We start from the raw sequence: 14,132 nt of genomic DNA on the forward strand, positions 1-14,132 counted from the left end.
AAGGCTTGTCTCGGCGGAGCTGAACCTTTTTCAAAAAAGCGACCCGCCCGAGGCCCCGAGGCACGCTAAGCCATCACGAGGATAATCTGACTTTTACCCCTTCTTCATCTTCACAGCCAACTCCAGGCGATCACGAAACCCCGTTTTGGCAAAAATGGAGGTAAGATGAGCCTTTACCGTACGCACGGTGATGGCCATCTTATCAGCAATTTCCCGGTTGGAAAGGCCTTCGGCAACAAACCCTGCCACCTCTTTTTCCCGTCTACTCAAGGGCTCCATGGTCTCGGGAAGGGCATTTTCCGGCTCAGCTGGAGTGAGTGAAGCGATCATCCGCGCCACAAACTCAGGGGGCATCCAGACCTGACCGCCCTTGACGGCCGTGACGGCCTGGACCAGATTGTCCCGGTGCATGTGGCGGTTTCCGTAGCCGCGGACCCCGCGCCGCAGAAGCCTCATGCCCTGATCGTAAAGCGGTCTTTCCGCAAGGGCAATCATGGGGGGCTCGATGGACGCAAGGTCCTCTTCCCCACAGCTTTTCAAATCGATGAGGAGCACGCTCACTGAGCCCGGCTCCATATCGGAGAGTTCGCCGACGCCCGCGACATGCACGAGCGTATCGTCAACAAGAGGGAGGCCGGCAAGGGAGTCCACCCACCGGCGATCGGTACTGCACACACAAATCATGAATTATCTCTCCCCCAACGCATTTTCCTTGGCCCGCAAAATCGGTTTCAACAGGTACGCCATCACGGTTTTGCTGCCGGTGATGATGTCCACCTGGGCCGTCATTCCAACAATAATCTCTTTTTTGTTCTCTTCGGTGCCGAGGTAATTCCGGTCGGTCTCAATGCGGACCAGGTAATACTCTTCCTTGCGGTCATCGGTGATGGTGTCCGCGCTGATGTGTGTCACCTGCCCGTCAAGGCCGCCGTAAATGGCAAAATCGTAGGCCGTGATCTTGACGACGGCTTTGAGCCCCGGGTAAAGAAAAGCGATGTCCGAGGGCTTGATCTTGGCCTCCACCACCAGGGACTCTTCATTGGGAACAATCTCCAGGATATCCATGCCCGGCTTCACCACCCCGCCCACGGTGTTGATAAGGATCTGCTTGACCGTTCCGTCCACGGGGGAACGGACACTCGTGCGTTGAACCCTGTCTTCAATGGCGAGGCGGCCCTGGTTCAGGCGCTCGATCTCGGCCATGACCTTGTTGTACTCCTCCTGGGCTTCGCTGCGGTAGCGTTCCTCAAGCTCGCTGTTCTGCTCTTTGGCCTCCACGATCCGGGAGTTGAGGGTCTCGACTTTTTTCCGGGCGCTTTCCAGTTCATGGTTCCTGTCCAGGGATTTCTGCTTGAGCTGGATAAACTCCAGCTCCGAGACCAGCCCCTTTGTGTAAAGGGGGCGGGTGAGTTCCATCTCCCGTGCGATCATGCGGGTGCTGCTCTCAAGCATCCGGGTATTCATCTGCGCTTCGGCCAGCTCAATCTCCCGTTGGCGAAGCCTTTCGCGCATCACCTCAATTTCACTTTGCTTCCGGCGGACATTCGTCTCATAAAGGCGTTTCTCCTTTATAAGAAGGGCCTTGATCTTCTTTTCCCGAGCCACACCCGAGTCAAAGGATAAAATACCTGCCTCCGCAGCCAGACGGACAGAGCGGGCCCTGAGTTCGTTGATAACGGAGCTGCTCTCCGCATAGGAACTGCCCACGCCGGTGTCGTCGATGCTGATCAGCACCTCCCCTTTGGTCACCGCGTCCCCTTCCCTGACCCTGATCTCTTTGATGATGCCACCTTCAAGGTTCTGCACCACCTGAATCTGGCGCGAAGGAATCACTCTTCCTGCACCGCGAGTCCGCTCATCCAGCCGTGCAACGCTCATCCACCCGATGAGGGAAAACACAAGCACGGCGATAATCACCAGGAAAAGATTTGACTTTTTGGGGGTGCCTGCAAGGACGGCGGCACTCAAGCTGTTCATAAACTCAATGTCTTCGCTGCTGTAACGCGTGGCAGACAAAGACCGGGAAGGCCGTTCTGCGCCGCGTTTCTGCACACTCTCTTTTTCTGCCATTTACTGCGCCCCCCCCAGCTTTGCAAGCACCTCAGCCTTGGGGCCATCCATGGCAACAGATCCGTTGTTCATCACGATAATGCGATCCACGACCTCTAAAATCGTCGGTTTGTGGGTAATGATGACCGTGGTCTTGCCTTGGGTCACCTTCTTTAAGTTGGAAATAACCTGAAGCTCCGTGTTGTAATCCATGGCGTTTGTGGGCTCATCCAACAGCACCAGGGGTGTCTCATCGATAAAGCAGCGTGCCAGTGCCACGGACTGCCGCTGCCCCCCCGAAAGGCTGGCGCCGCGTTCCCCCACCTGAAGGTCCATGCCCAGGGGATGGCGATCCGTAAAGGCATTCACCTTGCCGATCTCTGCGGCCCTGATAATGGCCCGGTCATCCGCGTGGGGAGATTTCAGGGTCATGTTGTCCCGAACGGTGCCGGAAAAAAGAACCACATCCTGGGGCACATAGCTGAAGTGATGGCGCAAGTCCACGGGATCGATCTGCCGGACATCCAGGCCGTCGATGAACACCGAGCCCTTGTCCTGCTCATAAAAGCCCATGAGAATCTTGCTGATGGTGGATTTCCCGGAGCCCACCTGACCGATGATGCCCACCCGCTCCCCGGCCTTGATGCGGAAGCTGACATCCGTCAGGGCATTGATCTGCTCACCGGGGTAGGCAAAGCTCACATCCTTGAGCTCAATGTCACCCCGGATATCCTGGCGCCGGATAAATTGCTTGTTTTGAGGGCGTTCCACCTCTTTGTTCATCAACTCATCAAGGGACTTCAGCCCGGCCCGCATCTGCTCAAAGCCCGAGAGAAGCGCCACAACCTGGGACATGGGCGCGATGGTACGCGAAGAGAGCATGTTGATGGCGATGAGCCCCCCCATGGAGAGCTCCCCTGCCTTGATGAGGTACACCCCCACAACGATAATCGCAACGGAGCTGAACTGGGTGAGAAACGCAGAAAAGATACTCAGGGAGTTGGACATCACCCGGGATTTCAGGCTTTTTGTGGCGATATCCCCGGTACTCTCCTCCCAGTGCCACTGCATGGAGCTGCCCGCGTTGAACGCCTTGATCGTCTCCAGGTTGGCCAGGGCCTCCACCAGGATCCCGTTTTTACGGGCCGAGGCTTCATGGGTGCTCTCAACGATCCTGTAGATGGGCTTTTTCAGGCAAAGGCTTGTCAGGAGAATGATCCCCATGACGGTCAGGGGCACCCGCGCCATCACCGGGTGGATCGAATAGATAACGATCATAAAGAGCACGGCAAAGGGCACCTCGATGAACGCGGTGACCGCACTGGAGGTAAAAAAGGACCGAATGCTCTCAAAATCCTTGATGTTGTTGGCAAAGGAGCCCACAGACCGTGGCCTCTCCTTTAACTTGAGGTTCATGGCCTGCTCAAAGAGGATGGACGAAAGGATGATATCGCTCTTTTTGGCGGCGGTCTCAAGAAAGGAGGTGCGGATGCTCTTCATCACAAGGTCGAACAGGTAAACCAGGCTGATCCCCGAGGCCAGGACCCACAGGGTCTCCACGGCGTTGTGGGGGATGATCCTGTCATACACGTTCATGGTAAACAGAGGCCCTGCCACCACGAACAGGTTCACCAGGAGCGTGCCCAAAAGGACCCGGGCGTAGATCCCCTTGAAGCGCATCATGGTCCCGAAAAACCAGTGACCGTCCGAGGGCCGCCCAAACTCCTCGTCTTCCCCGGATGTGCCCTCATAGGTCCGTTTCAGAAAAAAAACATACCCCAGGTACTCCTCTGCCAGACGCTCAAGATCCACCTCCCGGGGGGTGTCGTCCACCTCCGGCACGATGATCTCGGCAATCCCCCGGCCGTGGGAAATCTTTGTAAGGACGCACGCCTTGTCGTCTTTAAGCATTAAAATAACGGGCAGGACAACGGACGGAATTTCAGCCAGGGTCCGCTTCTGAAGGCGAGACTCAAAGCCCGCCTTGGCAGCGGCCCGTGAAACGTTGGACTTGGCCTTGTCCAAACTGAAAAGCCGCTGTTTTTCAGCCGTGGGGTCAAAGGGGAGCCCGTGGGCCAAAGCCTCTGCCGATGCGGGTTTGTTGTTCAACTTCGTAAGCACGACCAGGCATTGCATCACCGGGTCGGTGGAAATGTCGTAACTCATGACGGGCTCCCCAGCGGTTCGATCTCGGCGATGGCACGGCCCTGAAAAAAACGGATGTTTCTTTTCTCCAGCATCTTCTTTTGATCCTCTGTTTCAATTTTCGATGCCACAAGCCGTATCCCAAGGCTGTCCGCAATGGTGGCAAGGGCATTCAGCGCCACGTCCGACGCCCCGTTCTGCCCGGCATCCGCCAGGTAGTCGGCATCCACCTTCATGTAATCAGGCTTCAAGTCTTTCAACAGGTTCAAGGAGGCATCCTGCACCGTGCACTGGTCCAGGCCGAATCCGTATCCCATGCCCCGGAAAAGCCCGGCGAGATCCATGCAGATCTCAGGGCAGTTCAGGAGTGTCGCCTCCTGGAACTCGAAGACAAGACGATTTTTCACAGGAAGGTGTGACGACAAAAAGCGCCTGAGCCACAAAAAGGACTCCCGGTCCCTGCAAAACTCACGGGTCAGGTTCACGGCAAATACTCCGTGGCGGTTCCGTGCAATCTGGGCTGCCGTGGCATCAAGGACGTACCGGTCCAGCCGGGCCGCGAACCCCAGGGTGATGACCATGGGCATGAATTGCCCTGCCTTGTGCAACACCCCGTCGCCATCCACCAAAGAGACGTAGACCTCCCGGTGAAGCTCACCGGAAGCAGACACGACGGGTTGCGCGTCCACGGGAAACCGATCGGCCTCAAAGGCATCCTCCAGCATCCGCTTCCACTCGTATTTTCCGGAAAGGCCAGGGGCTGAACCACCGCTGTAAGGCTTGACCATCCAGGGGGCCCCGGACTTGGAAACGGACAGGGCGTAATCGGCCTTGGACAGAAGGCTGCCCACCCGGTCCTCGGCCCCATAAGTCGCCAGGCCACCACAGAAGGTGACCACACCTTTAAATTCCACATGCCCGGACGTCAGCGCATGGGCCCCCTTGATGATGGCATCGGAAATGGCCAGGGCATCTTCACGGAGGCATCCGGGTAAAATCACCCCGAATTCATGGGGAGACAACCGGGCAATCACATGTTCCGGCACCCGCCCCGCCTCGACGCCCATCATCTCCACGAGCCCGCAGTAAAACCGGTGCATCACGGGGTGGCCGCCTGAAAGACCGACCCGGTCGATGCCGTCCAGACTGAGGATAAGAACCGCCCCCACAGAACCCCCGGACTCGCTTTCAAGAAAATGCCCCAGCTGCTTCACAAAATAGGAACGGTTGTACACCCCGGTGTCCGGGTCTTTGAAGTGAAGCGCCTGATAATTCCGAATGGTTTCAAGCTGCCTGTCAAAGATGGCTTTTACTTTCTCGACCATGGTGTTCATGGCCATGACCACCTCTTTGAGCTCTGGGGTGCCCGGAAGATTGGGGTTGATAATGAACTCGTGGTTGCTGATGGCTTCGGCCTGATGCCTGATGTCCGTGAGGGACCGCATCAGAAACCTCAGGATAAGCCAGCAGATCAAAAGCGCGGCCCCTCCCACCAGGACAAAGGTGAGGCAAAGCTGCTTGAAGGTGTCCCAGAGCCGCATGTAGGCATGGCCCGGATGCCCTTTGACTTTGAGGGTGCCGAAAATAGACCACCCGTTCATCACCCGGGCTTCGGCCACCGGCGTGTCCAGGCTTACCAATCGAATAAAAAACGCAGGGACCCCTTCCACGCGAACGGTCTCATGCCTTTCGTACGATGACCTGCCGTCTGCCCGGACAAGCTCGATGCGCTCATAATAGCCCCCGTCGAACATGGCGTTGACCGCCGATTTCATAAACCCCTCGTCGGCAGGAGCCGAGCTCAGGGACAGGGCCAGGACGTTGGCTGTGTTTTTGGCTCCGGTATAGAGCTGAACCCCGGTAAAATCGCGTGCCCTGTCAAAATTGATCTTCATCACGATGCTCAGCATGATGACAAGGACCACGGTAATCAATACCTGTATCTGTCTGAAAAGACTCATGACCTTCCCCTTTCGCGGATTTCCGGGTCAACGGCTTTCAACTTTTTCTGGTTTTTCAAGGGTTTCCTGTTAATCCGCTTGCCCAGGCCCTGCTGTTTCTGGAGGTACAGGTCGTCGGCGGTAAAGCTGTAGACAGGGATCAAGTCGCGGCGTTCGGTGGCGGGCAAGATGGTTTTCTTGTAGTTGTCAAGGACAAGGGGAACGGTGCCGGGCGCGGCGTAATAGGTCACGACGAGATGGGCGGCGTCCGGGTAGCCGATGGCTTTGACATAGGTGAGGAACACCTTGTCTTCGGGCACACCCACCTGAACCATGGTCAGGTATTTGGCCACCGCAAAATCTTCACAGTCTCCCCGGCCCTTGCCGAGGAATTCCAGGCGGCTTGCCCAGTAATCATCCCGGCCCCACACCACCCGGTCCGTGGCATACGCCACCTGATTGAAGAACCGGTTTACCTCCGCCACCTTCTGCTCTTCGTCTGCATTGACAAGGCCTTCCATGAGGACAAGGAGGCCGTCAAGCCTCCGGGTAGCCTGTTCTCCGTACGTCTCCCGGTAAGATGCGGCAGCGTTTTCGGGCACAAAGAAACGATTCGCCTCCCGTGCTGCCACAAGCTGTGAACATACCAGAAGTATGAAAAAGGCTCGACGCACTGAGTCTCCGACTGATATTTGAAGGTCCTTCCCAAAAAAGCCTTCAGGGGCGAAGCGTGCCCTTGCCACCCTAAGATCGGACCCTTTGGGTCAATTTGAACTCCGTCCTCCGGTTTTTCCGTTTTCCTTCCATGGTGGTGTTGTCCGCCACCGGTTCACTCTCGCCCTTGCCCGACCATGAAAGCGTCTCACGGCTGACACCCAAAGCCACAAGGGCCTCACACACACTCCGGGCCCTTTTTTTGGACAACTTGAGGTTGTAAGCCCTGCTCCCATCGGTGTCGGTGTGGCCGATCACTTCAATGAAAAAGCCGTCGGCGGCCTTGAGCTGGTCCGCGACATAGGCAAGCTGTCTCCTGGCATCTGTCGTCAGCGCCCCTGAGTTGCGCTTGAATGTAATCTTTTCAAGGGCGATGGTCTGTTCCTTCCGGGAGGTGTCGATTTTGAGATCCAGGGCCTCAGGGGTCCCTTTTTCCGGGACGATATAAGGATCCAAGGCCCCGGCCTTGTCGAAGCCCACGGACAGGTTGTGCCCGCCCGCACACCCCGAGGCCGGGGTGCGGCTCTTTCTTATGGAATTGTCGCATTGATCACAGGGATCGTCCACCGAGTCAAGATCACGATTGTGCTCCAGCTCGTCGTCGACAAGGCACTCCGTCACTGGTTCGGCGGGAAGCCCCATCTCCTTACGGAGGCCGGGATCGTACTCACGAAGCATCAAGCCGGTGGTGCCGGCGATCCTGTAGGACGCCACGAGGCAGGAGTAAACGGATTCAACCAGTGCGCTCTCAGCGGAGTTGTACTCATTTTCCATGTTGAGCAGGTCAAGGAGGGTCCGGCGCCCGAGATGATACTCTTCCTTAAAGGCCGCCAGCGTGTCCGATGAGAGCCTCACATGGTCACCGAGGTATTGTTCCCTCTGTTTTTCAGCCTGCAGGATGTTCCAGGCCAGTCTCACCGACTCGTTGACATTTCGGCGCTCAAGGTAGCCCCTGTAATTCTCCCCGTGAAGGTTCTTGTTATTTTTTAAGGTCTCCCCTTTTCTCACGCCGCCGTCAAAGAATGTGTAATTGAGTTTCAGCATGGCCGAGGCCTGATCCGTGTCCCCTTCATCCCCTCCGGTGTCGGAGCGATGCTGAGCCTTGAGCTCCAGGTCCAGTGTGGGCCAGTACGCGGATTTTGCTTTATCCACGGCATGTTTCCGCACCTCAATGTTCGATCGGGAGACCCAGAGGGCCGGGTGATTTTTCAACGCGATATCAACTGTTTTCTCAACGGTATCGGGAACGCCAAAGGAGGGAGCGGGACGCTCCATGCTGTCTGGGGAGACAAACCTGCCGAACTGCCGGTGAAACTTGACCACCGACTGATTGAGGTTCTGCTGCCTGGAGATGTAATTGCTCTGCGCAAGGGCAAACCGGGCTTCGGAGTTCTTCAGGTCCGAAATCCTGTTGAACCCCGATTCGGCCTTTTCCCTGACCTGCTTAAGGATCTTTTCCTGGGTCGCCACGTTCTTTTTCGCCAGAGCCAGCATCTCTTTTGCCTGGAGCACGCCCAGGTAAGCCTCTGCCGTGTCCAGAAACACACGGTTGGAGACGTTGAGCACCTCATAGGCCGCGGAAAGGATCCGGGCATCGGTCTCCCGCACGGTGGCCCGCGTTCTGCCGCCGTTAAAAAGATTCATGCGTGCATAAACCGTGGCTGTTGCGGCCGTCAATTCCTCACGTTCATCATTGGTATCTTCGCCGTCGGTTACTTCCGGCCCTGCGGCCAGTTCGGCACCGATGGTGGGCCGATACCCGCTCCTGGCAATGGAACGCTCCGCAAGGACCCCTTCGTATCTCTTTCGGGCCTCAAGAATTTCGGGGTTGGTGTTCGTTACGATGTCGAGGACCTGACTCAAGGTCATGGTCCGTGAGGCCACCCTTTCGTCTTCTGCCGAGACGACGGCTGCCACCGATAAAACCAAAACTGCCACCGGGATCACCCAATGGAACAACCTGTTGCACATACCAGAATAATCTCCCACCACGGATTAACCAACTGAATTTTCTGACCTATGCCCAAACCAACATCAAATAGAGCCAGAATTTAACTAGTTTTTTAAGACAGGGACACATACTCGATAAAACCCGGCCTGTCAATAGACTTACCTATACCATCTGCGTAACAACCAAAAACATTTTTGCTTTTTTCTATTGTCTTAGAAATATCCTTTTTAACAATTCCACACCAAAGACTCAAGTAAAAGAGTCATCTGGGCAGGAACAACACAAAAAACCAGTAACGCATTTCCAACATCATCGCCGAACCACCGTCCCCCATGAGTATCTGCGATGACCCGCCATTGATTCTGCTTCATATCGATCCACCCGTTACAGGCGCCCCGGGAGGTTTTGACAATCCCACGTCCGGCATGTAAAGTAAAAAAATCAAAAGCGTCTCCGCAATCCCCTCCATCATCACTGTATTTAAAAAAGCCACACCCCAACAACCCCGCAAACGAGAAGGCAATGAGCCATGTCCATGATCTTCCCCGATACGTTCACTCGTCTTTCAGGTACTGACATTCCAATCTATATTTCCCCGAATGCGCCCCACTGGTTTGTCCCCAATACCGCCGGGGATCGCTTGATCCAGGAATTAAGAGAAAAAGACAACACACCGGGCGCAGCCCATACCAAAAACGCCCTGGAACATCTCAGGACACAGCAGTTCCTCAAGCTGATACCACAGCGCAAGCCCGCCCCCTATTCGGGGCGTGGAGACGTCCTGTCCCTGGATCGCCTCACCGAATGCTGGATTCACCTTACGGACCACTGCAACCTGTCGTGTCGCCACTGCCTCTTTTCCTGCTCCCCCAACACACGAAAAAGTCTTTCTTTTGAGGAGGTGGAGGCCCTGTACCGGTCAACCGAGGCCCTCGGCACAGAGACCTATTATATCACCGGGGGCGAACCCCTGCTTCACCCCGATTTTGAACGTATCTGCCGCCTTCTCCTGTCCAAAGAGACCACCCGGCTGGCGATCCTCACCAACGGCCTGCTTCTGCCGGACCACCTGGAATTTCTTGGCACCCTCCCCAAAGACAGGCTCCACTTTCAGATCAGCGTTGACGGCCTGGAAGAGAATCACGACGCCATGCGAGGCCGGGGGGCCTTCAACCGATTGCTCTCCGTCTTCACCCTGCTGTCCGAGGCGGGGCTCAACACCTCCCTTGCCATGGCCGTTCACAAGGGCAACGTTCACCAGATGGCCGACATCGTCACCCTTGCCGGAGGGTTCGGCATCGCCGACGTCCACTACCTCTGGCTCTTCGCCGCCGGAAAGGCCCGGGACACCTCCCATGTGCCCATGGACGAACTCTTTGCAAACCTTGTACAGGCAGAAACAGCGGCCGAGCCCCTGGGCATTACCATCGACAACCTCAAGAGCATGGAGGCCCGTGTCTTCTCCTCACCGGGTATCCGGCACGATCTGGGCAATGCCGGCTGGGAATCCCTGGCCGTGGGGCCCGACGGCAGCATCTACCCCACCCCGGCCCTCATCGGCAACAGCTCGGCATGCTGCGGACATATAAAGGAAGGCATCGAACAGGTTTGGAAACAAAGCGATGAACTCAGCGCCCTGCGGCGCTTATCCGTTGTCATGGACGAGAAATGCCAGGCCAGCCCCTTGCGGTATATTATAGGAGGCGGAGACATCGACCACAGTTATTACGCAGGCCACGACTACATCGGACACGACCCCTACCTGGATCTTTATGAAGCCATCGCCCTGCACCTCATCGAAACGGCGGCAACCCCCATCGCCGACTCCGAGGCCTTTCCCGGCATCCGACTCCAGATGGGCGATCGTCTCACCGAGTGCAGCCACGCCGAAGGCGACGTGGCCCTCACCCACTCCAACTGCGTGCTCTCCCTTGCCGGTACCCGGGGCACGGTGGGAGCCTTTTACGCTGAGGCCGCCGACGCGCCCAACACCGACATCAAAAACCCGGTCTGTTACGAAGAGGAGCTGATCCATCACATCCCGGAATCGGCCAGGGTGCGTTCCTACGGGTGTGGAAGCCCGGTGCAGGACGCGGACCTTGACGAAGGGGAAACCCTGGTGGACTTAGGGTCCGGGGCGGGGGTGGAGTGCTTTATCGCCGCAAAGATCACGGGGGCACGGGGCAAAGTCTACGGTGTCGACATGCTCGACGACATGCTCGAGCGTGCCCGGAAGGCAAAGGATGAGGTGGGGCAACGGCTGGGGTACCGGAACGTGGAGTTTAAAAAGGGATACCTTGAAAGCATCCCCCTGGACGAAGCGACCGCCGATGTGGTGATCTCAAATTGCGTGGTGAACCTCTCCGAGGACAAGACAAAAACCTTTGCGGAAATTTTCCGCATCTTAAAGCCCGGCGGGAGGTCCGTCATTTCCGATGTGACCACCGATGCCCCCTTCCCCGCCTCCATCCAGAACGACCCGACCCTCCGCGGGGAGTGCATCGGCGGTGCCATGGTCCAGTCCCGCCTCATGGCCATGCTGGAGGCCACGGGCTTTACCAACATCCGCATCATCAAGCGTTTCTTTTATCGCGAGGTACAAGGATACAGCTTTTATTCCCTCACCTACCAGGCCGTAAAACCCGATACGACACGGGCCGCCGTCCTGTATCCCGGTCCCTTTGCGGGGGTCATCACGGACCAGGGCGAGGTCATCCCCCGGGGCGGTATCCTGGAGGCCCCATGGCCGTCGGCCACCCATTCCGACCCGTCCGCCTTTGTCCTGGACGGAGAAGGCAACATCACCAACCAGGATGCGGAGAACAGCTGCGCATGCTACCAGCCCGTCGACAAGGAGAAAAAAAACGCACAGCCCAGCGGCGCCACCATCTTGAGCACCGGCAAAAAGCCATCGGGCTGCATGCGCTGCGGGCGGCCCCTCACCTACCTTGACATGGAGCGGGAAGAGACCTGCAGCTTCTGTGGAGAGACCGCCATGGCCAACGCCCTCTGCGAAAGCGGCCATTTCGTCTGCGACCTCTGCCACAGCGAAGACGCCCTCTCCGTGGTCAAGCACCTCTGCCTCTCCACCAAAGAGACCGACACCATCACCCTCTTTGACAGGATAAAAAAACACCCGTCCGTGCCTTTGCACGGCCCGGAGCACCACTTTATCGTACCGGGCGTAATCACCGCGGCCTACCGCAACGCGGGAGGCGCCATCGGAGACGAGGAGATCCTTTCGGCCATTCGGCGCGGTGCGGACATCCCCGGCGGGACCTGCGCCTTCTGGGGCGGCTGCGGCGCGGCCCTGGGAACCGGGATTGCCTTCGGTGTCATCCTCAAGAGCACACCCGTCAAAGCCACCGAGCGCCAGATCATCCAAAAGGTCACAGGCCAGATCATCACCGCTCTGGGCGAACTGGAAGCGGCCCGGTGCTGCCGCAGGGAAACCCTCACCGCCTTTAAAATCGCGGCCGATCTCTCACAGGAGATCCTCCCCATACCCCTTCTGGCAGACGGCACCACCCACTGCTTCCAGTTCAACATCAACAAGGAGTGCCTTAAATCAGGGTGTCCCTGGTATGTGGAAGGGAAAAATGGAATAAAGGGTGAGTGGCTGAAGGTGAAGGGTTAATCCGTGATGTGTGTCATGGGGACTACGGGTCGGTAATTTGCTTTGCAGGAAACGGCTTAATTCAGTTGAGCGCGCACCCGGTGGGCACGGCACACCCTTTGCCCATCCAACAGTTCACGCGGTACGCATGGCGTTGGGTTCATGCGACGCTAAAGGACTTCATGGATAGCACCCGCTTACCGCCACCGGCCATAATACGAAACCCCGTGGGATGGGCAAAGCGCGAAGCGTGCCCATCTATTGTCCGGAGCACGTATACCGTATGATTTCGAGACCGGTCCGCAGGGCGATTTTCCCCGGAAGAATCGGCGGGATAAACCAACCGCAAAAAGGCAGACACCGTCATAACGATAAAAATGAAGAGCAGCACAACGTATCGTAGTTTCATCCTCCCCCCAATCCAATCGTACGTGCAACTTCGTTCAGCTGAATTCCATTCCGCTACAGCGCCACACGGAGCCGGCACCCGACAACCCACAGGTTATCCTCGTCAGTGTTGAGAGCGGGATCTTTAATGTATTGAACAGATGGGGTCACGGCCAGCTCCTTTGTCAGCTGATAGCGCCAGAACACTTCGGCGGTGTACTGGTCATCGGCCCCTTCAAACGATGCCCCATTTGGGCGTCCCCAGTTGAATCCAAACCCGATGACACCACGCATGGGCACCGGCTGACAGCCAACGCCCGCCGATACCGATTTTTCCAGAAGGCTGCCGCTGTCATCCGTGACCCCTCCCCGGATGAAGGGCAGCCATGTGTCATCAATCCAGCGTTGCCAGGAGAGGTTGACTCCCCAGCCGTCATCCGTGCCGTTTGCGCGCTTGTCCACCTGCCAGAATGTGACGTGGGTGTTGTCGAAATAGATCTTGTCCTTGCCGGGAGTCAAACCGATTTCCACCCATTTAAAAAAGTCACTGTCGTCAATGACGGACTCGAACCCTTGGAAGGGATCCCTGGGGTCGGAGTTGGCGTCGGCGATTCCGGCCTGAACGTAGAGAGAGCTGTTCACCATAGCGCCTGCAGCCGCCCCCAGGGTGGCATCATTGGGCAGGTCCATGGAGGCGGAACCCGTTGAAAAAACAAAGTTGGCAAAACCTGTCCACGGACTGGAGAGCAGGTAGACATCAATAAAATCCGTGGTATCCAGAAACCCGCCCACGAACACGCCTTTTCCTTCAGACACATACTGTTTCCAGTACAGGTTTGTCAGGCGGGCTTTCTGGTCGCTGAACGGAGGTTCGATGATGCCCGCATACCCGCTTTCAAACCCCAGGGCACTGGGAGCAATATCCGAATACGCATGGCGATTTTCAATTTTCCAGTTCAGGCTGCCTTTGTTTGGCCCTCCTCGGTTCACCAGGTCCCAGTACCCGTAAAAACGCGCAATCCCTCCTGAAGCCTTATCTTCCCCCGGGCTGTCGCTCACGTGCATGTAAAGGGCTGAATAATCAAGACCCAGGTGCAACCCGGTCTTTTCAGCAAAGCCATCCCGCCACTCCCGTACCGGGGACAACAGCCGCGATTCATAGAGGGGGTTGGCCTTTTGATCCAACGTGATCTGGTTCTCAACCTCATCGGGCGAAAGCCTGGGCCTGAGCTTGCCCTCGGTTGATACCTCGGAGGCTCCGCATACCAAGACAACCCCCATAGAGACGATCAACATGACAATGCACCATTTTGTTTTCATCATCGCTTCG

8 protein-coding genes are annotated in these 14,132 nt (G+C 57.0%); 1 reads left to right on the forward strand and 7 read right to left on the reverse strand.

Annotation, left to right across the window (positions count from 1 at the left end):
- Nucleotides 1-93 precede the first annotated feature (93 nt).
- From BLQ12_RS22860 to BLQ12_RS22885, 6 genes are all read right to left on the reverse strand, one after another.
- Entirely contained in the window at nt 94-684 is a 591-nt protein-coding gene (locus tag BLQ12_RS22860; RefSeq protein WP_092214504.1) for a helix-turn-helix transcriptional regulator, read from the reverse strand.
- A 3-nt stretch (nt 685-687) separates the two neighbouring features.
- On the reverse strand, nt 688-2,070 hold the full coding sequence (locus BLQ12_RS22865; protein WP_092214506.1) for an HlyD family type I secretion periplasmic adaptor subunit: 1,383 nt from the start codon (nt 2,068-2,070) through the stop codon (nt 688-690).
- Entirely contained in the window at nt 2,071-4,215 is a 2,145-nt protein-coding gene (locus BLQ12_RS22870; RefSeq protein ID WP_092214508.1) for a type I secretion system permease/ATPase, read from the reverse strand. It lies immediately after the preceding gene.
- Entirely contained in the window at nt 4,212-6,155 is a 1,944-nt protein-coding gene (locus tag BLQ12_RS22875) for an EAL domain-containing protein (protein WP_092214510.1), read from the reverse strand. The genes BLQ12_RS22870 and BLQ12_RS22875 overlap by 4 nt, the downstream gene beginning before the upstream one ends.
- Nucleotides 6,152-6,808, reverse strand: coding sequence for a transglutaminase-like cysteine peptidase (locus BLQ12_RS22880; protein ID WP_217640382.1), 657 nt, complete (start codon nt 6,806-6,808; stop codon nt 6,152-6,154). The genes BLQ12_RS22875 and BLQ12_RS22880 overlap by 4 nt, the downstream gene beginning before the upstream one ends.
- Before the next feature lie 70 nt (nt 6,809-6,878).
- Nucleotides 6,879-8,786 (reverse strand): TolC family outer membrane protein, encoded by a 1,908-nt coding sequence (locus BLQ12_RS22885; RefSeq protein WP_175470018.1) that lies wholly within the window; start codon nt 8,784-8,786, stop codon nt 6,879-6,881.
- 653 nt (nt 8,787-9,439) lie between these two features.
- Between BLQ12_RS22885 and BLQ12_RS22890 the strand changes: the two genes are divergently transcribed.
- Nucleotides 9,440-12,436, forward strand: a complete 2,997-nt coding sequence (locus BLQ12_RS22890) for a DUF5714 domain-containing protein (RefSeq protein WP_175470019.1) — start codon at nt 9,440-9,442, stop codon at nt 12,434-12,436.
- A 441-nt stretch (nt 12,437-12,877) separates the two neighbouring features.
- Here the strand turns inward: BLQ12_RS22890 and BLQ12_RS22895 are convergent, their stop codons facing one another.
- A complete protein-coding gene (locus BLQ12_RS22895; RefSeq protein ID WP_092214515.1) occupies nt 12,878-14,125 on the reverse strand; it encodes a carbohydrate porin in 1,248 nt (415 codons plus the stop codon).
- Nucleotides 14,126-14,132 lie beyond the last annotated feature (7 nt).

It is taken from the genome of Desulfoluna spongiiphila (genome assembly GCF_900101345.1).
In the GTDB taxonomy this organism is placed as follows: Bacteria; Desulfobacterota; Desulfobacteria; order Desulfobacterales; family Desulfolunaceae; genus Desulfoluna; species Desulfoluna spongiiphila.

What these genes read in the sequence shown, in the direction of transcription:
- BLQ12_RS22875 (WP_092214510.1), bottom strand. Translation starts at nt 6,155, where the DNA reads ATGAGTCTTTTCAGACAGATACAGGTATTGATTACCGTGGTCCTTGTC.
- BLQ12_RS22865 (WP_092214506.1), bottom strand. Translation starts at nt 2,070, where the DNA reads ATGGCAGAAAAAGAGAGTGTGCAGAAACGCGGCGCAGAACGGCCTTCC.
- BLQ12_RS22870 (WP_092214508.1), bottom strand. Translation starts at nt 4,215, where the DNA reads ATGAGTTACGACATTTCCACCGACCCGGTGATGCAATGCCTGGTCGTG.
- BLQ12_RS22895 (WP_092214515.1), bottom strand. Translation starts at nt 14,125, where the DNA reads ATGATGAAAACAAAATGGTGCATTGTCATGTTGATCGTCTCTATGGGG.
- BLQ12_RS22860 (WP_092214504.1), bottom strand. Translation starts at nt 684, where the DNA reads ATGATTTGTGTGTGCAGTACCGATCGCCGGTGGGTGGACTCCCTTGCC.